At 37.9% G+C, this 25,183-nt stretch carries 25 protein-coding genes; 11 read left to right on the top strand and 14 right to left on the bottom strand.

The features are described from left to right. Positions 1 to 15: 15 nt before the first annotated feature. The 6 genes from GO621_RS00515 to GO621_RS00490 are packed head-to-tail and all read right to left on the bottom strand — an operon-like array spanning position 16 to position 5,207. Complete coding sequence (locus GO621_RS00515) at positions 16 to 168, bottom strand: FeoB-associated Cys-rich membrane protein (protein WP_157562860.1); 153 nt, start codon at positions 166 to 168, stop codon at positions 16 to 18. A 59-nt stretch (positions 169 to 227) separates the two neighbouring features. Next, on the bottom strand, positions 228 to 1,421 hold the full coding sequence (locus GO621_RS00510; protein ID WP_157562857.1) for a hypothetical protein: 1,194 nt from the start codon (positions 1,419 to 1,421) through the stop codon (positions 228 to 230). Between the two features lie 11 nt (positions 1,422 to 1,432). After that, a complete protein-coding gene (locus GO621_RS00505) occupies positions 1,433 to 2,269 on the bottom strand; it encodes a type 1 glutamine amidotransferase (RefSeq protein WP_157562855.1) in 837 nt (278 codons plus the stop codon). Positions 2,270 to 2,282: 13 nt separating this feature from the next. Continuing rightward, complete coding sequence (locus GO621_RS00500; RefSeq protein WP_157562853.1) at positions 2,283 to 3,380, bottom strand: carboxylate-amine ligase; 1,098 nt, start codon at positions 3,378 to 3,380, stop codon at positions 2,283 to 2,285. Positions 3,381 to 3,413: 33 nt separating this feature from the next. Beyond that, positions 3,414 to 4,484, bottom strand: a complete 1,071-nt coding sequence (locus GO621_RS00495) for an ATP-grasp domain-containing protein (protein ID WP_157562850.1) — start codon at positions 4,482 to 4,484, stop codon at positions 3,414 to 3,416. Positions 4,485 to 4,502: 18 nt separating this feature from the next. Beyond that, entirely contained in the window at positions 4,503 to 5,207 is a 705-nt protein-coding gene (locus GO621_RS00490; protein ID WP_157562848.1) for an esterase family protein, read from the bottom strand. Between the two features lie 119 nt (positions 5,208 to 5,326). Here GO621_RS00490 and GO621_RS00485 point away from each other — a divergent pair, with 119 nt between their 5' ends. Together GO621_RS00485 and typA are read left to right on the top strand one after the other, a co-directional pair. After that, positions 5,327 to 6,145 carry an alpha/beta hydrolase gene (locus GO621_RS00485; RefSeq protein ID WP_157562845.1) on the top strand — a complete coding sequence of 273 codons (819 nt, stop codon included), beginning with the start codon at positions 5,327 to 5,329 and terminating at the stop codon, positions 6,143 to 6,145. 158 nt (positions 6,146 to 6,303) lie between these two features. Beyond that, positions 6,304 to 8,115 carry a translational GTPase TypA gene (gene typA / locus GO621_RS00480; protein WP_157562842.1) on the top strand — a complete coding sequence of 604 codons (1,812 nt, stop codon included), beginning with the start codon at positions 6,304 to 6,306 and terminating at the stop codon, positions 8,113 to 8,115. 87 nt (positions 8,116 to 8,202) lie between these two features. Here the strand turns inward: typA and GO621_RS00475 are convergent, their stop codons facing one another. Then, positions 8,203 to 9,681, bottom strand: coding sequence for a lipopolysaccharide biosynthesis protein (locus GO621_RS00475; RefSeq protein WP_157562839.1), 1,479 nt, complete (start codon positions 9,679 to 9,681; stop codon positions 8,203 to 8,205). Between the two features lie 62 nt (positions 9,682 to 9,743). On the opposite strand from GO621_RS00475, the gene GO621_RS00470 reads away from it, so the two are divergent. Genes GO621_RS00470 through GO621_RS00460 form a run of 3 tightly spaced genes read left to right on the top strand, consistent with a single transcriptional unit; the run spans position 9,744 to position 12,510 of the window. Then, positions 9,744 to 10,754 (top strand): glycosyltransferase family 2 protein, encoded by a 1,011-nt coding sequence (locus tag GO621_RS00470; protein ID WP_157562836.1) that lies wholly within the window; start codon positions 9,744 to 9,746, stop codon positions 10,752 to 10,754. Between the two features lie 57 nt (positions 10,755 to 10,811). Continuing rightward, positions 10,812 to 11,588, top strand: coding sequence for a class I SAM-dependent methyltransferase (locus GO621_RS00465; protein ID WP_157562833.1), 777 nt, complete (start codon positions 10,812 to 10,814; stop codon positions 11,586 to 11,588). A gap of 22 nt (positions 11,589 to 11,610) precedes the next feature. After that, entirely contained in the window at positions 11,611 to 12,510 is a 900-nt protein-coding gene (locus GO621_RS00460) for a glycosyltransferase (protein WP_157562830.1), read from the top strand. 12 nt (positions 12,511 to 12,522) lie between these two features. Here GO621_RS00460 and GO621_RS00455 read toward each other — a convergent pair whose 3' ends face one another. Next, a complete protein-coding gene (locus tag GO621_RS00455) occupies positions 12,523 to 13,275 on the bottom strand; it encodes a class I SAM-dependent methyltransferase (protein ID WP_157562827.1) in 753 nt (250 codons plus the stop codon). Positions 13,276 to 13,378: 103 nt separating this feature from the next. On the opposite strand from GO621_RS00455, the gene GO621_RS00450 reads away from it, so the two are divergent. Both GO621_RS00450 and GO621_RS00445 read left to right on the top strand, forming a co-directional pair. Further along, positions 13,379 to 14,665 carry a glycosyltransferase gene (locus GO621_RS00450; protein ID WP_157562824.1) on the top strand — a complete coding sequence of 429 codons (1,287 nt, stop codon included), beginning with the start codon at positions 13,379 to 13,381 and terminating at the stop codon, positions 14,663 to 14,665. Further along, positions 14,658 to 15,410, top strand: coding sequence for a glycosyltransferase family 2 protein (locus GO621_RS00445; protein ID WP_157562821.1), 753 nt, complete (start codon positions 14,658 to 14,660; stop codon positions 15,408 to 15,410). The genes GO621_RS00450 and GO621_RS00445 overlap by 8 nt, the downstream gene beginning before the upstream one ends. A gap of 4 nt (positions 15,411 to 15,414) precedes the next feature. Here GO621_RS00445 and GO621_RS00440 read toward each other — a convergent pair whose 3' ends face one another. The 6 genes from GO621_RS00440 to uvrB form a co-directional block, all read right to left on the bottom strand. Further along, positions 15,415 to 15,777: a DUF5615 family PIN-like protein gene (locus tag GO621_RS00440; RefSeq protein ID WP_157562818.1), complete on the bottom strand. Its 363-nt coding sequence runs from the start codon at positions 15,775 to 15,777 to the stop codon at positions 15,415 to 15,417. Next, on the bottom strand, positions 15,777 to 16,007 hold the full coding sequence (locus GO621_RS00435) for a DUF433 domain-containing protein (protein WP_157562815.1): 231 nt from the start codon (positions 16,005 to 16,007) through the stop codon (positions 15,777 to 15,779). The genes GO621_RS00440 and GO621_RS00435 overlap by 1 nt, the downstream gene beginning before the upstream one ends. Positions 16,008 to 16,047: 40 nt before the next feature. Then, positions 16,048 to 18,528 carry a YfhO family protein gene (locus GO621_RS00430; protein ID WP_157562812.1) on the bottom strand — a complete coding sequence of 827 codons (2,481 nt, stop codon included), beginning with the start codon at positions 18,526 to 18,528 and terminating at the stop codon, positions 16,048 to 16,050. A gap of 142 nt (positions 18,529 to 18,670) precedes the next feature. After that, on the bottom strand, positions 18,671 to 18,961 hold the full coding sequence (locus tag GO621_RS00425) for a hypothetical protein (protein WP_157562809.1): 291 nt from the start codon (positions 18,959 to 18,961) through the stop codon (positions 18,671 to 18,673). Positions 18,962 to 18,966: 5 nt separating this feature from the next. Further along, a complete protein-coding gene (locus tag GO621_RS00420) occupies positions 18,967 to 19,254 on the bottom strand; it encodes a DUF4834 family protein (RefSeq protein ID WP_317163367.1) in 288 nt (95 codons plus the stop codon). Positions 19,255 to 19,343: 89 nt separating this feature from the next. Further along, positions 19,344 to 21,371: an excinuclease ABC subunit UvrB gene (gene uvrB, locus GO621_RS00415; protein ID WP_157562803.1), complete on the bottom strand. Its 2,028-nt coding sequence runs from the start codon at positions 21,369 to 21,371 to the stop codon at positions 19,344 to 19,346. Positions 21,372 to 21,464: 93 nt separating this feature from the next. Between uvrB and GO621_RS00410 the strand changes: the two genes are divergently transcribed. From GO621_RS00410 to GO621_RS00395, 4 genes are all read left to right on the top strand, one after another. Next, a complete protein-coding gene (locus GO621_RS00410) occupies positions 21,465 to 22,289 on the top strand; it encodes a DUF3800 domain-containing protein (protein ID WP_198170087.1) in 825 nt (274 codons plus the stop codon). A 191-nt stretch (positions 22,290 to 22,480) separates the two neighbouring features. Beyond that, a complete protein-coding gene (gene upp, locus GO621_RS00405) occupies positions 22,481 to 23,125 on the top strand; it encodes a uracil phosphoribosyltransferase (protein ID WP_157562800.1) in 645 nt (214 codons plus the stop codon). A gap of 30 nt (positions 23,126 to 23,155) precedes the next feature. Further along, entirely contained in the window at positions 23,156 to 23,848 is a 693-nt protein-coding gene (locus GO621_RS00400; RefSeq protein WP_157562798.1) for a YjjG family noncanonical pyrimidine nucleotidase, read from the top strand. Positions 23,849 to 24,182: 334 nt separating this feature from the next. Further along, positions 24,183 to 25,175, top strand: coding sequence for a glycosyltransferase family protein (locus GO621_RS00395; protein WP_157562795.1), 993 nt, complete (start codon positions 24,183 to 24,185; stop codon positions 25,173 to 25,175). Positions 25,176 to 25,183: the final 8 nt, after the last annotated feature.

Raw genomic sequence — 25,183 nt, 5'->3', positions numbered from 1 at the left:
AGTTTAATTGCTTAACTATTTATCAATATGAACATTAGAAAAATCTACACCACATTTACAATTGCTGCCACAGCCTTTTTTAGCTGTCAAACTTTTGTATATCATTCTGGCAACATAAAAAACAGCGCCGATAAAAATAAGGATTACAATAAAAAACTGAATGTTCATTTTCTGAAAAGCTATACTTCTTTTATAACGAAAAAAATAGCAGCTTAGTTCAATAAGTGTTATTTCGGAAAAAAAGCTACTGTTCCGCCTACCCAGTTAAAATCTTTATTGTAGCGGACACCAATCATTTTTCCGCGACTTAAACGCGCCAGGTTAATAGCCAATGTTGGCTGCTTATCTTCTTCGGGCCAAAGATACAAAATTCTGATCTCACATTTTACGCCATCGTCTGGTGCCTGCACTACAGGTTCATAAATTACTTTTTCCTGAAGAACCCAGTTCTCAGGATCAGTAATCGTATGGATGTCTGCTTCTTTTACATCAATAATTACACCTTGCCCGGCAAAAGAAAACAGCGGTTTCAATACGTAATTTTCCAGGTTAGCAGGAATGGACGGAAGCTCATTTAAAAACCAGGTTTTAGGTATAAATTTACTGTGTAAAAAAGGCATTGTAAATTTACTAATGCGGTAAAACCATTCCGGGTGAGTAATCCATTCTACATCCAGATCCTGACGTATATCAACTACTTTATCAAAAATAGCCGGGTCTGTATCAATTTCGTCAAAAATTAAACGATTATAAATCCTTTTAATAAATACTTTTTGATCGTCGGCCAGGTAGTATAATTGTTTGCCTTCCTGTTTTAAATCTTCCAGTGAAACAATCGGAATACCAAGATATTTTTGGGTGATTAAAAAATCAACTGATGTTTTTTGCTGATGCGCATCTACATCCATCAACACTACTTCTTTTGGTTGATAAGGGCCGATAATTGTTTCTTTAAACAGTTCCAGATAGGATGCTTTGTTTAACCCGGAAAAATAGATGTCCCAATCAGCAGGTAAATCATAAGCTTGTTGATAACAATCCGCCAAAAAGGACTGGAAACCATACAAAGACGGAAAACCCTGTAATTCAATTAATTTGGGTATAAGTTCTCCTTGCTGATCTTTGCAGATAGCAAAATCAAAAGCAATAAAATGTGGATGATTGGTTTCGTTTGCTACTTTCCATTTTTTAGGGATGGAACGATCTGTTAGTTTTTTAAAACCAGGCTCAAGCAATGTTTTTAAAATTTCATCGCCTGCAAGCACTAATTTATCTTTTAATTCCTGGCTTAAAAAGACCGGCGTTTCGGCAACACGGAAAGCAACCTCATCTTTTAAATCCTGATGAAGACAGGTTAAAAAATCTTGATACTTTTCTGCTGAAAACTGCTCGTTAAATGCTTTCCGTGCCGCTGAAACCATTGGTTATTAAATTATATTTCCTGAAAAGTTAAAATGGCCTGGTTTAAAAAGTTAGGGATCATGGTATTTTGAGTGAGCAACAGCTTATCCGGATCGTTAAGCCTTTCCAACATTTCATAATATTTATGCTCTCCGTGTTCTGCAATAGTTTCTTCCTTTTTATCAGGCTCTAACAAACGCAACCGCATTCCTTCCGGGTCTGCTTCCGGATGAAATTGTGTCCCGATAAAATATTCGCTAAAACGAATAGCCATCAAACAACGTTCGTATTCTACATTTGGCCGCTCTTTTTCTATCGCTAAAAGTGTTGCACCCAATTCTGCTAAACGTTCGTAGTTTGGTTGGATAACTTGCCACGAACGTGAATCAACAGCGTAAAAAGGATCTGGTAAACCGGCAAAAACAGGATCCTGATAGCCTGTTTCGGTCTGGTGGACAGGCAAAATACCAAATGACGGAGAATGTCTTTGATTAACTGTTCCTAACCCATAATGTCTGCACATTAATTGGAAAGAATGACAAACAAACAAAACGTGCTTTTTCTGCGGATGATCGGAATCATTGTGTTTCTGAATCTGATCGATCAGGGTAAAATAATTGTTTTCCCATTCAGAACCTTCACTTTCTAAAGGACTTCCTGGTCCGCCGCTACCAATATAAATATCAAAATCAATTCCCGGAAACTGGTTGTTCCCCCGAACATCAAAAACCTGATAACTCAAATCAAGCTGGTTATCTTTCCGGTATCTATCTAATATCTCCTGAAAGCAGCGCATTCCCTGGTTTGGATGCCCGGCATATAAATCGAGAATTGCTACTTTTATAGATGTTTTGTCTGGGCTTGTCATGCTTCTTTTACGGCTAAATTCCTATTAATGTTTGTGAAGTAATATAATCCACCACATCTTCAAAACTGTTTCTTTGCTCATATATTGCCAACTGCCGATCTGCACCGGTGCCATGCTCTAAAATTTTATGGATGTACTGCAAATCCTGGCGGCAACCTAATTCATCTACCACATCATCAATAAAATCAAGTAGTTCTAAAATTAATGCGCGTGTATTTACTTCTACTTCTTTACCGAAATCAATCATTTTGCCATCAATGCCATAACGTGCCGCACGCCACTTATTTTCGTTAATTAAAGCACGGGTATAAGTAATAAACTTCATGTTTTGCAGCCGCAACTTGTACAGTTTGGCACATAAAGCCTGAAAAAGCGCTGTAAATGCCATCGTTTCATCTACCAGCATCGGGCAATCACAAATCCGGAACTCAATCGTTTCAAAGAAAGGATGGACACGGATATCCCACCAGATTTTTTTAGCATTATCGATACAATTGGTTTTCACCAGCATTTTAATGTAATTATCGTACTCTTCGATGCTGTTAAAATAATCTGGAATGCCGGTTCTTGGAAATTTATCAAAAACCTTGGTCCGGTAAGATTTATAACCCGTATTCCTGCCAACCCAAAAAGGAGAGTTGGTAGAAAGTGCATAAACGTGAGGCAGAAAGTAACGGACCTGGTTTGCTATATGAATGGCCAGTTCGCGCGATTGAATCCCCACATGTACATGCAAACCAAATATCAAATTGGAACGCGCAGCCTGCTGCAGTTCATTCACAATTTCATTATAGCGCGGATGCTCGGTTATCAACTGGTTTTGCCAATGTGAAAATGGGTGTGTACCCGAAGCGCCAATGCGTAAACCCAGATCGCCGGCTAATTGTGCAACCGTTAAGCGCAGTTTAGAAACTTCTTTACGGGCTTCATCTGTGTTGTTGCAGATATGTGTGCCTACTTCTACCACGGCCTGGTGCATTTCTGCCTTTACCTGGTCTTCATGTATTTTCTGTGCGCCTTCAACAATTTTCTGATCGTGGGAAATTAGCTCCCGCGTTACCGGGTCAATCACCATAAACTCTTCTTCAACACCCAATGTGAACTTGTTCATAGCGCTCCTTTCTGCTTTTAAAAATTGAAATGGTTATGCTTCTTTTATGCCGGTATTTTCATCAACAGTTTTTTCAGTCTTGGCTTTTCCTGTGGTTTTTGCTTTTGTTGACGGTTTGGCTTTTGCTGTTTTTACAGGAGCCTGAATACTAACCAAAGGCGAACCTGTTGAAGATGATTTTACATATTCCCCCCAGATTAAATTATCCTGACCAGGTTTTTGCTTTTTAGCACGTTCTATGGCATAAGTTGCAGCGGTTTCTACCACCCATTCAAAATTTTCTGCCCCAACACTGTTTACATCTGCATCTGGTGCCGGATTGCAAAAATCTATAGCATACGGAATGCCATCACGAACGGCAAATTCAACCGTATTAAAATCGTAGCCTAAATACTGGTTTAAAGCAATTACATATTTTTTAATAGTATTTAACAACTTTTGGTCTGTAGTTGCACCTTCAGTTACATAACGTTCGTGGAAAGGGTTGCGCGGCTCGTATTGCATAATTTTTACATATTTTCCGCCAATGCAATAGCACCTGAAATACTCTGTAAAAATAATTTCTTCCTGCAGCATCATCACGTATTGCTTGGTACCGTTGTATTTATTGAAGAAATCTTCTGAGCTGTGCATTTTATAAACTTCTTTCCAGCCACCGCCATCAAAAGGTTTCATATAAGCCGGAAAACCAACATATTTAAAAATAGCAGGCCAGTTAAAAGGATAAGATAAATTGCGGAAAGACTCTTCAGAAGTATCATCCGGATGCTCTTTTGAAGGCAGTAAAACTGTTTTTGGGACCGGAACGCCAATTTTTAAAGCAAGTGCATTGTTAAAAAACTTTTCATCAGCACTCCACCAAAACGGATTGTTAATTACTGCTGTACCGCAAATAGCTGCATTTTTTAACATGGAACGATAAAAAGGGACGTCCTGAGAAATGCGATCGATAATTACAGCATAATCCAATGGTTCGCCTTGAAAAACCTTATCTACTTTAACAAACTCAGCAGTAATATCTTTTTCGTTTTTGCTGTTAACGCGATCTACAAAAGCTTGGGGAAAACTGTTTTCCTTTCCAAACAATATGCCTATTTTTTTCATAATAATTTAATATAAAAGTTATAAGGTTGATAAATAATGCGGAAACATTTCCCGCCAAACGGGCCAGTCGTGCATTTCATCTGGTTTGATGTCTAACCAATGATTAATATTTTTGTTACGCAAAATATTCGATAATATATAATTAGATTCCAGGCAAATATCATGTTCTGAAGTACCAAGAATAATGTTCATGTTCCAAAGGTCCTGCTGGTTGTTGCCAGGTAAAAAATCAATCGGGTTATTATAAAAAATATCTTCATTATAAAAGCCTTCCGTAAACATGCGGATATCAAAAGCGCCGCTCATCGAAAACATAGCACTTACTTTTTCGGGATGTTTAAAAGAAAAGTTAGCTGCATGGTAACCACCAAAACTACAACCTGCCATAACGGCTTTGTTTACACCCGTTTCTAAAGTAACCCAGGGAACGAGTTCTTCGTTTAACATCTTATCATACAAAATATGGTTTTTTACACGATCAGCAGGGTGAATGCTTTTATTATACCAGCTTAAAGTATCGATAGAATCAGGACAATAAATTTTTACTAAACCTTCATTTACAAACCAGGAAACAGCATCAAGTAGGCCAAAATCTTTATTTTGATAATATCTTCCGTATGAAGTTGGAAATAAAATAACCGGACGGCCACGATCACCATAAACCAGCATATCCAGTTCAAAACCTAAATTATATGAATACCAGCGTCGGTAATTTTCGATCATATTTTAATTAATAGGGCGTAATATAGTTGCTTTGTAATTAAAATCAAAAATATTGGGCCTTGGTACTGCTTTTGTTACCTACTAATCTTTATTTCTATAATTATTACTTTTCCTATTACATGTATTATCAAGAATTAACGCGGGGGATGGCCATAACAGATGAGGTTTTAACAATTCATTCCACTTTTTTAAATCGCGAAGTAACCTGTTCTCTTTTGGTCCCTGAAAGTTTAGATGAACTAAATAAAATAAGCCTGTTATTGCTTAATGACGGGCAGGAACTGGAAAACCTCAAGCTGAAAACAACTTTAGAAAATTTATATAACAACCAGCAAATTGTGCCGGTACTGGTTGCTGCCATTCATGCTAATGAGGAGCGCATCCAGGAATATGGCGTATCAGGAACGCCAGATTTTAAAGGCCGCGGAAGTAAAGCATCTGCTTATACTTCTTTTATCACACAAGAATTGTTACCAAAACTACAAGAACTGGTTGGTTTAAAAACATTTAACAATATTGCTTTTGCGGGTTTTTCTTTAGGCGGATTATCAGCTTTGGATATCGTGTGGAATAATCCGCAAATGTTTAATAAAGCCGGTGCTTTTTCAGGTTCTTTCTGGTGGAGAAGCAAAGATTTGAACGATGGTTACGATGAAGCGCAAGACCGCATCATGCACAAAATGATAGGGCAAAAGAAGCATCAGCCCGGTTTAAAATTCTGGTTTCAAACCGGTACGAAGGATGAAACGGCTGACCGTAACCATAATGGTATTATTGATTCTTTGGATGATACGGTTGACCTGATTAAAACACTTCGGCATAAAGGTTACGATGCATGGAAAGATATTCAATATCTGGAGGTGGTTAACGGCCAGCATAACATAGAAACCTGGTCTAAAGCAATGCCTAAATTTTTGCGTTGGGCATTCAGTAAGTAAAAATCTTTCTATTATCTCTGCCGACCAGCACTTTAAAACCTATCCGGTTAATGTAATCTGGTAGTTATATTTCTCTAAATAACCACCATTTTGTTGCTATCTCTTTAAATTCTAATATATTAAAGCTACCTTTGCGGCAAAATTATTAACGCATTTACATGCAGAAAATCAGAAACATTGCGATTATCGCACACGTTGACCACGGCAAGACTACGCTGGTTGACAAAATTTTACACAGTTGCGCCGTTTTCAGGGATAACCAGGAAACCGGTGAACTTATTTTGGATAACAACGACCTGGAACGCGAACGTGGTATTACCATCGTTGCTAAAAACGTTTCTGTTAGATATAAAGATGTTAAAATCAACATTATTGACACACCTGGTCACGCCGATTTTGGTGGTGAAGTGGAACGTGTATTAAAAATGGCCGATGGCGTACTGCTTTTAGTGGATGCTTTTGAAGGTGCCATGCCGCAAACGCGTTTTGTAACCCAAAAAGCTCTGGCTTTAGGTTTAAAACCAATTGTGGTTGTTAATAAAGTAGATAAAGAAAACTGTCGTCCGGAAGAAGTTTACGAACAAATTTTTGAGCTGTTCTACAATTTAGGCGCAACAGAAGACCAGTTAGATTTCCCTGTAATTTACGGTTCTTCTAAACAAGGCTGGATGAGTACCGATTGGAAACAACCAACCGAAGATATTTTCCCTTTGATGGATGCTATTTTAGCAAACATTCCACCAGCCCCAATTCAGGAAGGTACTTTGCAAATGCAAATTACATCATTAGATTATTCTTCTTTCGTAGGCCGTATCGCTATTGGCCGCGTTGCCCGCGGAACAGTTAAAGAAAATCAACCGGTATCTTTAGTAAAACGTGACGGAACGATTCAAAAATCACGTATAAAAGAACTATATACTTTTGAAGGTTTAGGTAAACTTAAAGCAACCGAAGTAAGTTCCGGCGATATTTGTGCCGTTGTAGGTATTGATGGTTTTGATATTGGCGATACCCTTGCTGATTTTGATAAACCGGAAGCACTGGAAATCATTCATATTGATGAGCCAACCATGAACATGCTTTTCACCATTAACAACTCTCCGTTTTTTGGTAAAGAAGGCAAGTTTGTAACTTCCCGCCACTTACGCGACCGTTTGTTTAAAGAAATGGAGAAAAACCTGGCGTTAAAGGTTGTTGAAACTGAGTCGCCTGATTCTTACCTGGTTTATGGCCGCGGGATCCTTCACTTGTCGGTTTTAATTGAAACCATGCGCCGCGAAGGTTATGAGTTGCAGGTTGGCCAGCCACAGGTGATTGTTAAAGAAATTGACGGCCAAAAATGTGAGCCGATTGAAACTTTAATTGTGGATGTTCCGGGTGATGTTGCCGGTAAAGTAATTGAACTGGTTACACAACGTAAAGGCGATTTACTGATTATGGAACCAAAAGGCGATTTGCAGCATTTGGAGTTTGATATTCCTGCGCGTGGTATCATCGGTTTACGTAATAATGTGTTGACTGCAACTGGTGGCGAAGCTATTATGGCCCATCGTTTTAAAGCTTATGAACCTTGGAAAGGTCCAATTCCTGGCCGTTTAAATGGTGTTTTGGTTTCTATGGATACCGGTAAAACTACTGCTTTTGCAATAGATAAATTGCAGGACCGCGGCCGTTTCTTTATTGATCCGGGGGTTGATATTTACGAAGGACAAGTTTTAGGCGAGCACATCCGCGATAATGATTTGGTTATTAACCTAACTAAAGGTAAACAATTAACCAACATGCGTGCTTCCGGAAGTGATACTAACGTTCGTATTGCACCAGCTATTAAGTTTTCTTTAGAAGAATCTATGGAATATATTCAGGCTGATGAATACATTGAAGTTACACCACAAAGCATCCGTTTGCGTAAAATCTTCTTGAACGAAGGTGAGAGAAGAAATAATTCTAAAAAGTTTGTGAACCAATAATTAGCAAACTAATAATATTATTGAAACCGGAATGATTTAATATTATTCCGGTTTTTTTATGCGATAAAAGAAGCATTGGTAAATGTCTTACTTTTTCAATTTGATAATATAACCGTTCAAATAAGCATTAATATCTTCTGAAAGATTGAGAAAGTAAACACTCAATCCATAAAAAACAGTGATAAAAGAAGCACGGATAAAACTATCCAGAATAAAATTTTTTTGTGCAGGAATAAATCGATCACAAATCCAATAAGCAGCCAAAGCAATTAAAATAGCATACAAAGATTTGATGGTAAACGGCTGCATTTTGTAAACAAACAGGATAAACAAATATCGGAACAAGTTAAAAATCAGCAGTGTACTTGCGGCGGCAATAGCAGCTCCGGTAATACCATAAAGCGGAATAAAAATCAAATTAAGCACGATAGTAATTCCAATTAAGCCAAGATTAAAAAAGGAATCGTACTTAAAATGGCGGGAACTGGTTAAAATTACACCGTTTATACCCGTTGCAGAATCGATTACATAACCTAAACCGATAAAAAAGATCACGTACTTTCCAGCAGCATAATTATGCGGAAGGACTTTAAAAATGTTATCTACGTTTATCCAAACCAAAAGGAAGATAAATAAAGCGGCAATGAGTTGGTTAATGCAGCTTTTACGATAGATATTTCTGATATTTTCCAGATCGTTGCTTTTCCAAGATTCGGAAACGATAGTGTAAGCAATACTGTAAAGCGAACGTGCTGGTAAGGTAATCACGATCCCAAAATAAGCAGCAACACTGTAAATACCGGTTTCAGCTAAACCGAATTTCTCATTAACCATGTATTTATCCAAGCTATCAATAATTATTGGTGCAGAACCTGTCAGGATTGCGAAAAAGCAAATGCTGATTAATTTCCGGCTCATATCCTTATTGATAAAAGCGAAATCAGTTTTTAAGGAAAAGTTTCCTTGAGAAATCAACTTTCTCATCATTAAAAAAGTGGGAAAAATATTAGCTATCAGCCATAAAATCATGAAAGTTTGGAAGTTGACCCACTTAAAAAAGATCAGCAAAAGTACCAGCAAAATGAAAAGGCGCTTGGTAAATTCCCGCAAAACTCGACCACTGATGGTATCGTAAAGCATTCGCGCAAACAAATCAAACACGTTAAAAAACAGCGTAAAAAATGTAAGTGGCAGCAGATACCAGAAGTATTGGTTAAACAGTCCACTTTTTTCTGATTTTTTGCCGATAAGCTCATTTTTAAAAACATAAGCAAGTACAGCAAACAGCCCAAACCCAATTAAAGAAACTAAACAGGCCAACGCCAGATAACCATGATGATTTTTCTCATTATTTCGGAAATAAGGAAAATATCTGGCTGTTCCGTTAAAACCTAAAATTGCAAACTGCGCAAAAAGTAACGAAAACGGAGCTAAAATATTGATCAATCCAACCTGTTCTGGACTGAGTGAATGTGGCTGGAAATAATAAATGGTAATAAAGCCAATCGCAACACCTAAATAAGAGTAAAAAGTGCCTTTTATAGTTTGCTGCTGTATAATTCCCATGCTGTACTAAAGGATAATTGCGTAGCTGATGCTGTTTTTAATTGATATTTTTGAACGATCAGATGACAAATATAAAATATAAAGTGTGCGTGCTTACCGTAACTTATGGAAATCGCTGGGCTTTTCTGGGGCAGGTGCTTAAACGCGTTCTTTCTTTTGAGCAAGTTAGTCAGGTTATTATCGTTAATAATGCTTCTGATTATGAGGTGATAAAAGAAGTACAGCAGCTTGCAGATAACCGTTTACAAGTTATTGATAATGCAGAAAACAAAGGTTCTGCCGGAGGATATAAACAAGCTATAGAATATGCACATCGGTTTATTGATACAGATTTTATCTGGCTGCTGGATGATGATAATTTGCCGGATGAAAATGCTTTAAAAAAATTGCTGCAAAAGTGGGATGAAATCCCCGGAGGAAATAATGAAAAAGCACTTTTTTGTTTGCGTGGAGACCGAAAACCGCATGTAAAAATTGCACAGGGAGAAAACCCTTACCGCTATTATTTAGTTCCTGATAATTTCTTAGGGTTTAGTTTGCCACGCATCTTTTACAATCAGTTTTTAAAGTTGCAGGATAAGTTGAAAAAACCTGCTGCCTTTAAGGATCATGTACCAATTCCTTATGTGCCTTATGGTGGATTGCTGATGCAAAAATTGATGATTGATAAAATTGGTTATCCTGACGAACGTTTTTTTCTTTATGTAGATGATTCGGAATACACTTACCGCATTACGGAAAGCAGGGGAACGATCTGGCTGATTCCTGAATGCAGGGTTACAGATGTTGACCAATCGCAAGGAATTAATTACCAGAAAAAGCTTTTTACTTCAAACTTGTTAGATCAGTGGAATTTCCGCATCTATTATCATACCCGTAATCGTTTGTTCTTTTATACAAGAGTTACAGTTAAAAATAAGCTGCTCTTTAAGCTGAATAAATTTCTTTTTTTAAACGGATTGAAACTGATTAGCATTATCAACGCTAAACAAAAAGAGTATAAAAAACTGTTGATAGCAGTAAATGATGGTTTAAAAGGTAATTTAGGAAAAGCAGATCCGAACAAATTTTGATGCTGTTTTTACCACCTAAATAATTGTATCAGCGGAAAAAGCTACTTTTACGTACGCATGTCAGAACAAAATTTAACCAATTCCAGCGTCATCAGCGCTTACGATAATTTCTATGATAACCACGATGAAGCGTGGCGAATGTTAGGTGCAAAATACAAGGCGCAAAATATTTTGGAGGTTTGCAAAGGAAAACAATTTGTAAAAGTGCTGGAAGTTGGCGCAGGCGATGGCAGCATTTTATATTATCTCGACCAATGGAACTTTGCGCCGGAATTATATGCAATCGAAATTTCTGAAAGCGGTGTGGAGCATATTAAAAACCGCAATTTAAAGAGCATAAAAGAAGTACAGGTTTTTGATGGCTATCATATTCCTTATGCTGATCAAAGTTTCGATCTGGTGATTTTAGCACATGTTTTGGAACATGTAGAATACGAGCGCATGCTGCTGCGCGAACTAAAAAGAATTGCTAAATATCAGGTGATCGAAGTGCCGCGGGATTACCGTTTTGGCGTAGATGCAAAAATTAAACATTTTCTGGCTTATGGCCACATCAATGTTTATACACCAAGTTCCTTACGCTATTTGCTTCGTTCCGAAGGATTTGAAGTTTTGGCAGATAAAACTTCCATGATCCAGCCGGAAGTAACGCGCTTTAATACTTTTATCAACCAAAAGAAAAAGAAAAGCCTGTTAAAAAACGTTAAGATTGAGGCTGAATATCAGCTTAAAAAAGTTTTAAACCAACTTGTAGGAAAAAAATTACAGGAAAAATTAGCAAATGCTTATACTGTTTTATGCTCTGCTACAGATAAAAGCCCACAAATTTTCTGATCTTTAAAGAAGATAAAACTTCATGCAAATCCTGGCCCCGATTGCCCTTTTTGTTTATAACCGTCCTGATCATACCAGGCGTACCATCAATCATTTGCAAAAAAATTTATTAGCCGAAGATTCGCGCCTGTTTATTTTTTCTGATGGTGCAAAAACAGCAGCCGATCAGGCAAAAGTAAATGAAGTAAGGGCGCTGATAAAGGAAACAGACGGATTTAAGTCAGTCAAAATAATAGAAAGTCAGGAAAACCAGGGATTGGCAAACGCAATTATTTCAGGTGTGAGCCAGCTGGTTAAGGAATACGGCAAAGTAATTGTTTTTGAGGACGACCTGCTTTCCTCGCCGTTTACCTTAAATTATTTTAATGATGCTTTGCAACATTATATTAACGAGGAAAAAGTAATGCATATTGGTGCTTACATGTATCCTTTGGCTGATAAAAACCTGCCCGAAACTTTTTTTTACCGCGCCGCAACCAGTTGGGGCTGGGCAACCTGGAACCGTGCCTGGAAAAACTTTAATCCGGATATTGATAATCTGATCAGTCAGTTCAGCAAAACACAGATCGGGCAATTTTCCATTGAAGGAACGATGAATTTCTGGAAACAAATGCAGGAGTTTAAATCGGGCAAAAACAATTCATGGGCCATCCGCTGGTATGCTTCTGTGTTTTTAAAAGGTGGTTTAACGTTAAATCCTTCCAAATCATTGATCCATAATATTGGGCATGATGGCAGCGGAGTTCATTCTAACAAAGAAGATATTTATCAGGTAAATGTGGCACAACAACCGGTTCAGTTTTTTCCTTCGGAGATAACAGAAAATGTAGAAGCTTATACCGCAATTAAGCAATTCTTGCGCAACCGGAAAGGTAATCTTCTGCAACGGATTCAACGCTTCGTTACAAAAAAACTATCGTAAAAGAAGCATGCGTTATTGTGGTTTCCGGGCGGTAAGTACAATGTAAGGCGAAAGCAGTTTGCTTTCAACCGGAACAATCCGTGTAAAAAGTTTGCCTGCCAGCCAGATCGTTTTAGTCAGGATTTTAGCAGCAACAGATTTCGTTTGCCCATTTTCCAGCCAGACCGAAAACTTGCCGTAGTGGTTCAATTCAACATCCTTTAAATTCAGTTGATGGCAAACGTATGCAAGTAAATCCAGTTCCATACTTTTAACGTTGTGTTTGCTGTAATTTTCTGGGTCGAAGTTACGCTGGACCCATCCGTTTATTCCAAGAAAATTTGGCAATGTAATAAACAATGTGCCACCGGGTTTTAAAAAGGGTAAATGCCTTTGAATAATATCCTTTGTGTCTTCAAAATGCTCGATCAACCCGCATGAAAGCACAAGGTCGTACTGTTTTAAAGCTTTATATTTAAATAAGTCGCCTTCAATCACACCAATACTTTTTTCGCTTAGATCATTAGCGGCCAGAACATCAACCAAAATTCCGGTATGCACATAATAATCGAAAAGGGTTGTTTCAATTCCTTCGTATTTATTTAAATAGATAGCATAATAACCCGGAAAACCACCCAGTTCAATCGCTGTTCTGATATTATTTTTTTTAACGAGTTTTTTTAAGAGCTTATGAAAAGTATAATCAGGTTTAATGGCAACAGCGAGGTCTTTCTTCGATTCCCAATATTTTTTCCAGAAAGTTCTATCGGTGAGTTGGTTGCTCATTTTGATGCAAAGTAAAGAAAAAATAGAGATTTCTGTAAAAAAGCAAAGCAACAACAAACAAATTTTATGAGCATGTAATGCTTCTTTTACACCATAAATTTTAATGTATTTTTGGGCGATGCTGAAAGTGGTCCACTTGAATACTTACGATGGAAATGGCGGTGCCGGCCGTGCCTGTCTGCGTTTAAATCTGGCATTGAATGCCGAAAAAGAAAACAGTTCCAGCATTGTTGTTTTTTACAAATTCGGCCAAAATCCAACTGTAAAAACTTTTACCAATACTTTGGCAAAACGTGCTTATGCCGCTTTTACCATTATTACCGAACGTTTGCTGGCAAAACGTTATTTAAAACCGGTAAAAATTCCGTTTTCTTTTACCTGGTTTGGCAGTTCTGTGATCCATCATCCGGATGTTTTGGCTGCGGATATTATTCATTTGCATTGGGTTAACCATAGTTTTCTCAACCCAAAACATTTGGCAGAACTGGCAAAACTGAACAAGCCAATTGTTTGGACTTTCCACGACAGCAACGCTTTTACCGGCGGTTGCCATGTGCGTTATACGTGTGATCATTTTGAAAACCAGTGCGGTAATTGTCCGGTTTTGATTGATGCAAATCCTGACGATATTTCCTACAAGATATGGAAACAGAAAAATTCTGCTTACGCTAAATTAGATTTTAACATTATTGCGCCGAGTAGTTGGATGAAGAAATCCGTTTTGAGAAGTAGTTTGATGAAAGGAAAGCAAGTAAATGTAATTCCTAATACGTTAGAAACAAATATTTTCAAACCTCAAAACCAGCAGGAAGCCCGTGCAAAATTGGATTTGCCAACAGATAAATTCATTTTCCTGACGGGATTTATGCCTTCCAAAAAAGATTCGCATAAAGGCGCTGCTTACCTTTTAGAAAGCCTCGAACTTTTAGCTGCTAAAAGAAGCATCCAGCCAGAAAATATAGAACTGGTTGTTTTTGGAAACCGGAACACAGAAGATATGCCGGTTTTTCCGTTTAAAACTATTTTTTTAGGAACGATTAAAGAAGATGAAAAACTGGCAACCTGTTATGCCGCGGCCGATGCTTTTTTAATTCCTTCGCTGGAAGATAATTTGCCTTACACGGTAATGGAAAGTTTAGCTTGTGGTACGCCGGTAATTGCTTTTACAACTGGCGGAATCCCTGATATGGTTCAGCACCAATACAATGGTTTTTTGGCAGAATACCGTTCGGCAGCGAGTTTTTGCGATGGGATGGAATGGATGATAAATTATCCGGTAAAAGAAGCATTACGAAACCAGGCGCGGGAAACGGTGATGCAAAAATTCTCAGAAAAAGTGATCGCAGAAAAGCATCTGGAATTGTATAAAAGCTTGGTAAAAAATGAATAAACCACTTCTAAGTGTAATTACCGTTGTTTTTAACAATGTAAACGACATAGAACGGACAATGCTTTCTGTGCTTAACCAAACTTATCCAAACATTGAATACTTGGTAATTGATGGAAAATCAACAGATGGAACTTTGGAAATTATCGAAAAATATCGTTCTCGCCTTGCTGTTTTTATCAGTGAAAAAGATGCAGGAATTTATGATGCCATGAACAAAGGCTTGGCTAAAGCAACCGGAGATTACGTTGTTTTTATGAATTCGGGTGATGAATTTTATGAAAAAGATACGGTAAAAGAAGTATTTGCAAGCGGGCCTGGTGCGGATATTTATTATGGCGAAACAGAAATGATTAACGAGGAGCTGCAAAGTTTAGGTCAGCGCCGGCATAAAGCGCCGGAAAATTTTACCTGGCGGGATTTTAAATACGGTATGAGCGTTAGCCATCAAGCTATTTTTATCCGCAGAAAACTAACAGGGCTTTACGACTTAAATTATCAATTAAGTTCGGATATCGATTGGATTTTAACAGCTGCAAAAAAAGCGCGGAAAATTGTAAACGTACATCAATATGTAGCTAAATATTTAGTTGGCGGAATGTCTAAAAAGAAACACCGGCAAAGTTTACAAGAGCGTTTTGCTATTATGCGGAAGCATTACGGTTTGCTATCTACTGTTTTTAATCACTTTGTAATTGCTTTTAATTTGGGTTGGTATTGGTTTAGGAACCGGAGAACAAATGATTGACCGTTTAATCTATTATGATAATTCTTTCAGCATTTATCTCAATATAAAAAACTTTTTTTATAGATGATAATTCAATCAAAATGGGTAGATGTTTTGCAAAAAGAAGAATTAGATCATTATTGGAAATATTTCCCAATGCAATCCGAATTATTTTTTTAGGGGTTTTATTGATAAAGTGCGAATTTTTAAAATCCTGATCTTTTGTAATTACAGCAATATTATTTTCATCAGCATATTTACAAATATCAGCATCGGGTGTATGCCATTTCTGTAATATTTGATTAACATGAATTGCGCTGCAATTCTGTTGCTTACTTAAAAACTTAGATAAACTTATAGGTAAATGCACATCAACCAAAAAGTTCATCAATTAACTTCTGCTAATGACTTACCTGATAAAGTGATTTTTGCATATGCTAAAGATGCGAGGATATCCTCTTTTTCTAATTCGGGATGATCTGTAATAATATCATCAAATGACATACCTGAAGCTATCAGATCGATAATTACTTCAACAGGCCAGCGCATATGACGGATACAAGCTTTCCCGTGACATATATTTGAATCAATAGTAATTCTTTCTATAATATTGGCCATCATGTAAATTTAAGGATTTATAATTCTTTTATGTTAGTAATTATACTGTTTTTACCACCTTTTTCTTTCTGCTTTCTGCAAAAACATATCCGCCAAAAGCAAGGACCAATAAAATAGAGCCAGCCATAGAAATACCTTCACCGGTATAGTAGGAATTTGGATGAAAGATAAACTCAATTTTATGGTTTCCTACGGGGATTTGTGCCGCGCGCAATAAATAATCAGCCCGGAAATAAGGTTTTTCCTGTCCGTCAATCAGCATCTTCCAGCCTTTATCGTAATAAATCTCAGAAAAAACAGCAACCTGATTAGAAGTTGAACCCGTTTCGTAAACCAAATGTTCCGGTGCGTAGCTTACTAAAGTTATTTTTCCGTTCGGGTCTATCGCGTTTTGTTTGGTATCAATTAGAGGTTGATACTTTTTATCAACAATTGCTTCTTTTTTAGGATCAAAACTGCTGATGGCCTGCATTTCCTGATCGGCATTATCAGCAAAACGAACTTGTTCTACAAACCAGGCATGGCCGCAAGCCGTTGCGTTTGCTTTCATGCCAACAGCTTGTGTTTTAGGGTCAGCGGTGATTACATATTTGGTATTTAGCATGTCCAAAGCATCCTGATTGAGGCTTTTAGAAAACTGATTTTCAATCAATTCCTGGAAACGTTTCAATTTTGCCGCATGATATCCGCCTAAAGTTTTATGAAAATAGGAGGTAGAAGCATCGGCAAAAGGATCTCTCAGAGTAAGGTCAAGCACACGAAAATCCGGATCGGTATCACGCAAAATAAACTGGTCAACTTCCCTCGGTGTCCTTGCCTGCAAAGCCTCATCTTTTGCCTGGAAGCTGTCGTCTTTCAGATAACGTTTATCTACCGACCATAAATCAACGAGCGTAACCGCCAGAATAAGCAGGGAAGTAATTTGTAAATTAATTTTTTGTTTGATAAAAGCCCATAAAACACCGAAAGTAATCAGCACGAAAACAAGCGACCGGATAGCATCCATGCGCGCAAGTGAAGCACGGTCTTGTACCAAATCGCTGTTTACAATGGTATTGGCAAAACTGCTGTCGCCTTGGAAAGCTTGTGTTAACTGCGCAATCAGCGATTCATCTCCGGTACTGCTTTTAAAGCTAAAAAACAGTTGAGGCAGCAGGGCAACCAGCAACGCAATGCCGCCTGTTATGTATAATGACAGGAATAGTTTTTTCAGGATGAATGCCTTATCCTTAGTTTGCAATGCTTCTTTTATCGCTAAAAAAGCAAGAATTGGAAAAGCAAGCTGCGTTAAAACAAGGATTGACTCGACGGCGCGAAACTTGTTATAAAGCGGGAAATAGTTAAAGAAAAGATCGGATACCAAGGTAAAGTTTTTTCCAAAGGAAAGCAACATGCTCAGGATTACAGTTGCCAGTAACCACCATTTAATACGGCCACGAACAATCATCAATCCAAAAACAAATAGAAAACAAATACCCGCACCAAAATACCAGGGACCTTCGGTAAATGGTTTTCCGCCCCAATAAGTTGGCAATTGCGCAGCAAAACCAGTCGCCTGATCTTGCGGAACACCTTTGTCTATTAAAGCTTGTGCAACTTTAGAATCAGCTTTTAAAGCACCGCCAGAACCGCCGCCATAAGCATTTGGAATCAAAAATGTAATACATTCGCCTATTCCCTGGCTCCAGCCATAAGCATATTCTTTATCCAAACCGTTACTATTTCCTGAAGTTGCTTTTTGAGAGAGGTTTGATTTTCCGCGGATGGATTCTTGTCCGTATTCGTAGGTTGTCCACAAAATAGAAGCATTGATCATCACAGCAACCAATGTAGCACCGGCGAGATAAGCAATAGATTCAAAAAATATTGTTGTCGTTTTATTTTTGATAGCATGATACAATTCAATCCCAACCAAAATCAGCAGCGAAAGCATTAAATAATAAGCCATCTGAATATGGTTGGAACGAATTTCCATCGCCAGGAAAAAGGTAGTTAAAATAGCACCAAGCCAATGTTTTCCTCTTAGGGTAAGGATAATCCCGGCTAAAATTGGCGCAAAAAAAGTAATTGCATAAGCCTGATTAGAATGCCCGGCATGCAGCAAAATAAAATTATACGACGAAAAAGTAAACGCAATAGCACCGGCTGCAGCCAGCCATGGGTTTAATTTTAAAACGCAAAACAGCAGATAGGCGCCAAACAGCGACAGCAAAACGGTATCAATCGGATTTGGAAATACTGTTTTTAAGGCAGAAATTACGTAAGTGGTAATGTTGGATGGATAAAATGCCCAAATTTGATAAGCTGGCATCCCGCCAAATACCTGGTTGGTCCAAAGCGGGGCTTTACCGGTTTTGGCACGGACATCCATAATTTCTTTCTGCATGCCTTGTGCCTGTATCACATCGCTTTGTACCAGCACTTTACCCTGAAAAGCAGGTGTGAAATAAAAGAAACAGATTGCTATAAATAAACCTGCTACGGCAAAGTGAACGCCGTTTTGCTTGAACCAGTTATTCATCTAAAATTTAAAATTGTATAAGTTCCAAACCTAACGAAATTTTACAAAAAGGATGTATAAATTCATCAGAACCTAATCAATTTAAGCCAATTAAAGCATGTAAAGGCGTTTGATTGAAAACAGAAAAATCAGCAGGGTGATTTTAGCAAGGCTGTGCTTTTGTACGAAGCAGAAAAAACACCACTAAAAGAAGCACTAAGCTAAAGCCATAAACCAGGAGGTTTTTACGATCGAAAACTTCCAGGTTTTTCCGGACCTGGAAAATGTTATAAATTGCCAATAATCCCATCACAACCCAAAAAAACCATTTGATGTGCGTACACATGGCAAAAGCTTCAATAGAAATTACAGTAACAATATAATTGATTACAATCAGCGAAACAGATTCTGGCGTTCCAAAATGGCGGCGTTTATAAATTTCTTCCGGGATCATGGCTGTTACTTTATTTCCTCGTATTTTACAAACTCGCCTTCCGAATCCGGAATAGCGCTTTTATTAGCATCAGGCGGAATGAAATCTATTTTAACAGTACCTTCTTTTGGGCGTCGTTCTGTACGGTCTTGCATTGGGTTACCTTGTTGTGCCTGCGCCTTGTTTACCATGCCCCTAAATAAAGCTGGCAGCAATAACCGCCCAAGCATGCGAAGCATGTACAGGATAGAAATAGATATGATTAAAAAGCGGATTAGCAACATGATTATAAACAAAAGTTGTAGTACAAATATAAAAGTTTAACGGAAAAAAGGTTTGCTTATGATTTTCTTTCAGCCAAAAGAATTTGGTGATAAAAGAAGCATATACTTCTTTTATCACCCTAAAATTTCTCTGTCATCATTTTTTCGAGCGCAAACATTTCATCACGTAGTTTGGCTGCGCCGAGAAAATCCATGTCTTTTGCTGCTTTTAGCATCTCTTTTTTAGTATTGTCGATGGCTTTTTTCAGTTCCGGTTTGCTCATGTATTGTACAATCGGATCAGCAGCAATGTTATCTGCAACATCCTGTTCCACATACGCCTGCTGTACACCACCTTTAAAATCCATTACAGAAGTTTGTTCGATAATAGCTTCGCGAGATTTTCCAACTGTTTTCGGCACAATTCCATGCTCTAAATTGTATTGGATCTGCTTATCCCGGCGACGATTGGTTTCGTCCATCGTAATTTGCATTGAATCTGTAATTTTATCAGCATACATAATAACGCGTCCACGATCATTTCTTGCAGCTCGTCCAATGGTTTGGATTAGTGATCTTTCTGACCGTAAAAATCCTTCTTTATCGGCATCCAGAATTGCTACCAAAGAAACTTCCGGCAAATCCAAACCTTCACGTAATAAGTTTATACCAATCAATACATCAAATTCGCCCAAACGCAAGCCGCGTAAAATTTCTACGCGTTCTAACGTTTTTACTTCAGAGTGAATGTAGCGGCATTTAATGTTAAGGCGGTCCATGTATTTAGCCAGTTCTTCTGCCATACGTTTGGTTAATGTGGTTACCAAAATCCGGTCGCCTTTTTTAATAGTTTGGTCAACTTCTTCCAGTAAATCATCAACCTGGTTTATGACAGGCCGGACTTCAATTACCGGATCCAAAAGTCCGGTTGGCCGGATAACCTGCTCAATCACTACACCTTCTGATTTTTCCAACTCAAAATCTCCAGGTGTTGCACTTACATAAATGGTTTGTGGTGCTAATCTTTCAAATTCCTGAAAGTTAAGCGGACGGTTATCCATCGCCGCAGGCAAACGAAAACCATATTCGACCAACGATATTTTGCGGGAACGGTCGCCGCCATACATGGCACGAATTTGCGGAACGGTAACGTGGCTTTCATCAATCACCATTAAATAATCCTTCGGGAAATAATCCAGCAAGCAGAAAGGTCGCATTCCTGGTTGTCTTCCATCAAAAAAGCGGGAATAATTTTCAATACCGGAGCAATAACCCAGTTCACGGATCATTTCCAGATCGTAATTGACCCTTTCTTCCAGTCGTTTTGCTTCCAGGAAACGGCCGTCCTCAATGAACTGCTTTTTGCGCGTTTCCAATTCTTCCTGAATTGCCCAAACTGATTGCTGGAAACGTTCTCGCGGAGCCACATATAAATTGGCTGGAAAAACAACCATGTTTTCCATTTTTTCTAACGTTTTTCCGTTAGAAACATCAAACGTACTTAGCTCTTCAATGTCATCACCATAAAAATTGATGCGGTATGCATAATCCAGATAAGCCGGATAAATTTCTACCACATCACCTTTTACACGAAAAGTTCCGCGTTTAAAATCGGCCGTGGTCCGCGCATATAAAATCTCGACCAAACGATGCAAAAAAGCATTTCTGCTAATTCGCGTTCCAACTGCAAAACGGAAAACAGAATTGGAAAAATCTTCCGGGTTTCCCATACCATAAATGCAGGAAATGGATGAAACGACAATAATATCACGCCGGCCGGACATCAACGCAGAAGTAGTGCGTAAACGAAGCTTTTCAATTTCTTCGTTGATCTGCAAATCCTTTTCGATATAAGTATTGGAAGATGGAATAAAGGCTTCAGGCTGATAGTAATCGTAATAAGAAACAAAATAGTTTACGGCGTTTTCCGGAAAAAACTGCTTGAACTCCCCATAAAGCTGTGCCGCCAGTGTTTTATTATGACTTAAAACAAGCGTCGGTTTCTGCGTTTCCTGGATCACATTGGCAATACTAAACGTTTTGCCCGAACCGGTAACGCCCAGCAAAGTCTGGTAATTATCGCCATTTTCAATACCTTGAACCAGTTGTTTAATTGCTTCCGGCTGATCGCCGGAAGGTTTATATTGTGAGGTTAATTTAAAATCCATCGGAAAGATAAAAGTACGAAGAATGCTGCTGAAATGCTAAGGAATATAGCTTTTTTCTATCTTTGAAATGTCAGGAATTTTAATAAAATCTTAGTGGAATATTGTATTTGGTGTGATGAGTCGGTAAAAAAGGGAAAGTATTATTCTAACTTCTACGGAGGTGTTTTAGTGCAGGCAAAGGATTTAAAATATGTAAATTCATGTTTGCAAAAGGTGTGTAAGGAGTTGTTTTTAAAGGATGAATTAAAGTGGGTAAAAGTATCGACGGCTTATCTCGAAAAGTATAAAACACTAATGGATGAGTTTTTTAGGTTGTTAAAATCCGGAAAAGTTAAAGTCCGCATTATGTTTACTCAAAATGCAGAAAAACCTTTAGGTTTAACAAATGAACATTTAGAAAACGAATATTTTCTGTTGTATTATCAGTTTTTTAAACATGCTTTTGGTCTGCCTTATAGCAATCCAGGTTTAAAGCCTGTTTTTGTTAGGGCATATTTTGATTATTTGCCAGATACTTTAGAAAAGCGGCAGCAGTTTAAGGAGTATATTAAAGGTTTACAAAGCCAGCGGAAATTCCAATTGGCGCGTATTAAATTTAGAAAAGAGGACATTACAGAAGTAGATTCAAAAAAACATTTAATACTGCAATGCTTAGATATTGTATTAGGCAGTATGGCTTTTCGTTTGAACGATTTGCACAAAGAAAAACCACAAGGGCAAAAACGAAGAGGTAAAAAAACTATTGCTAAAGAAAAGTTATATAAGCATATCAACAAGTATATCAGAGAGATAAAATCAGGGTTTAATATTGGAATAAGTACAGGTACAAATGTAGAATCGGATAAGTGGGAGCAACCTTACCGGCATTGGAAATTTACTGCAGCAAACGTAGAGATAGATGAAAACTTGTATAAATAAAAAAAGCTCCATTCTCACTACATCAATTTCCCAAGTGGAACTTAGGCGTTCGTGAGCTACAGAGCTTTACACAAAAATAGTAATAAAAGTTTAAACAAAAAATTGAAATCAAACTACAACTTTTATCCCTATAAAAACAGTATTGCTTTCTCCTAAAACCCAACCTTCAAAAAAAGCACTAATTTCGCTGCATGATTTTCCAGCTCGATCAAACCAACTCGGTTGCAAACCGATTTATTGCCGAAATGCGCAACGTACATACTCAGCAAAATCCGCATCGTTTTCGCCATAACCAAACACGTTTAGGCGAAATTCTGGCGTACGAAATCAGCAAGAAACTGGATTATGAGGAAACGGAAGTAAAAACACCGCTTGGTATTGCAAAAGTAAACCTGCCTTCGGCACAGCCAGTTTTGGCCACGATTTTACGTGCCGGTTTGCCTTTTCATCAAGGTTTTTTAAACTTTTTTGACCGTTCGGCTTCGGCTTTTATTACTGCTTATCGTAAAACAGATTCAAATCATGATTTTACGATTCAGGTTGAACATATTTCAAGTCCAAACTTAGACGGGCAAACTGTAATTATGTGCGATACGATGTTAGCAAGCGGACAAAGCATTGTGCAGGTTTGCAAGCGTTTGCAAGAAAAATACAAGATAAAAGAACTACATATTGCAGCAGTAATTGCAAGTGCCAATGGTTTAAAATATGTACATGAAAACTTGCTGGAAGCGCATATTTGGGTTGGTTCTGTTGATCAGGAAATGAACAGTTACTCCTACATTATTCCTGGTTTGGGCGATGCCGGCGATTTGAGTTTTGGAGAGAAAGTTTAATGCTGTTTTTATCTACCTAAAATCTTTAAAATGCTTTACCAACATATTTTCTTCGACCTTGACCATACCATTTGGGATTTTGATAAAAATGCTGAAGAAGCATTACACGAACTTTTCATCCTTCATAATCTAAAAGATTTGGGTTTGGCTGCGCCTGATGTTTTTATTGAAACCTACACGCGCAACAATCATCGCTTGTGGGCGGAATATCATTTAGGAAAAATCAGTAAAGAAGCTTTGCGCGAAGCCCGTTTTAAGCATACTTTTTTAGAATTGGGTTTGGACGAAACCGTTATTCCGGCTGGTTTTGAAGATGCTTACGTGCAACTTTGTCCAACAAAAACCAACCTTTTTCCGGAAGCGCATGAAGTTTTGGAGTATCTGCACGAGAAATACAATTTGTATGTGATTTCCAACGGATTTAAAGAATCAACACAAATGAAAATTCATTTGTGTAGCCTCGATCAATACTTTAAACATGTTTTTATTTCGGAAATTATTGGCATCAACAAACCTGATCCGGCAATATTTAAACATGCTTTAAATATTGCTGGTGCTAATAAACAGGAAAGTTTAATGATTGGCGACAGCTTGGAAGCTGATGTTTATGGTGCACTGAATTTTGGAATTGATGCAATCTACTTCAATCCAAATAAAGCAGCAAAACCAGAAAAAGTGCCTGTGCAAATTCATCATTTAAACGAACTGATGCTTCTTTTATAGGCATAAAAACAGCATGCAGATTTAACAAAAGTTAACAGAATTATTTTTAATGTTAACGTAACTTTAAGTTCATATTATAGTCAGACCTTGCAATTGATTTATTAGTTATGAACATTGAATACTTCTACCAACTTGCCTTGGCCGTACTGTTTTTACTGTTGTTCCTCTACTATCTTAGTCCGTTTGAATTAAGCGTTAACGAAGATGAGGACGACGAATAACTTCTTTTACCCGTGAAATTTATATTGCCCGGATTGCTGCAAACTTAAATGCAGTAACGATGAAGGCGGTTGTTATTGAACAGTTTTTCTACTTTTACGGCTTTTTGTGATTGATGAAAATACTGTTTGCCATACAAGGAACAGGGAATGGCCACATCAGCCGGGCCCGCGAAATTGTGCCTTTGCTGCAACAATACGGCGAACTGGATTTATTAATTAGCGGTACACAAGCAGATGTTTCGCTTTCGCAGCCCTTAAAATACAAGCTGCATGGTTTCAGTTTTATTTTTGGGAAGAAGGGCGGCGTAGATTACTGGAAAACGTTTAAAGTAATGAATTTGCGCCAATTGCTGCGCGATATCCGTTCGCTTCCGCTAAAACAATACGATTTGATTCTGAATGATTTTGAGCCGGTTTCTGCCTGGGCTTGTAAGTTGCAAAAGCTGGAGTCCGTTTCTTTAAGTCACCAATGCGCTTTTATCTCTCCAAACACACCCCGCCCTAAAAAATGGAACTATGCAGAGTGGTTGTTTAAGTATTATGCACCTGCAACACATCACGTCGGTTTTCATTTTGAACGCTATGCCGATTTTATCCATACGCCGGTTATCAGAAGTGAAATCCGAAATATGGAAATCCGAAATTTAGGGCATTATACCGTTTACTTGCCCGCTTATCACGATCAGTTTTTGCTTTCGTATTTAAAGCAGGTAAAAGAAGTACAATGGCAAATATTTTCAAAACATACCCAAAAAGAATATACGGATGGAAACGTGTTGGTAAAACCAGTGCAAAACGCAGCTTTTAACCAAAGCCTTGCTACCGCTGCCGGACTGCTTACCGGTGGTGGTTTTGAAGGTCCGGCCGAAACTTTGTTTATGCACAAAAAAGTAATGATGATACCAATGAAAGGCCAGTACGAGCAACAATGCAACGCTGTTTCTGCAGCTCGTTTAGGTATTCAGGTACTTCAAAAAATTGATGAAAATTTTATTGCTGAGGTTAAGCAATGGGTTACAAGCGCTCAAAAAATCAAAGTTAACTTTCCTGATGAAACCGCTCAAATTATCGCTAATATCATTTCTGATTACGCCAAAAAGAGTTGAGTTTCGGC

This window comes from Mucilaginibacter arboris (assembly GCF_009754915.1).
GTDB classification, from domain to species: Bacteria; Bacteroidota; Bacteroidia; order Sphingobacteriales; family Sphingobacteriaceae; genus Mucilaginibacter_A; species Mucilaginibacter_A arboris.
Note: the sequence above shows the minus strand (reverse complement) of the source record. Positions and strands in the feature narration are given on the sequence as shown.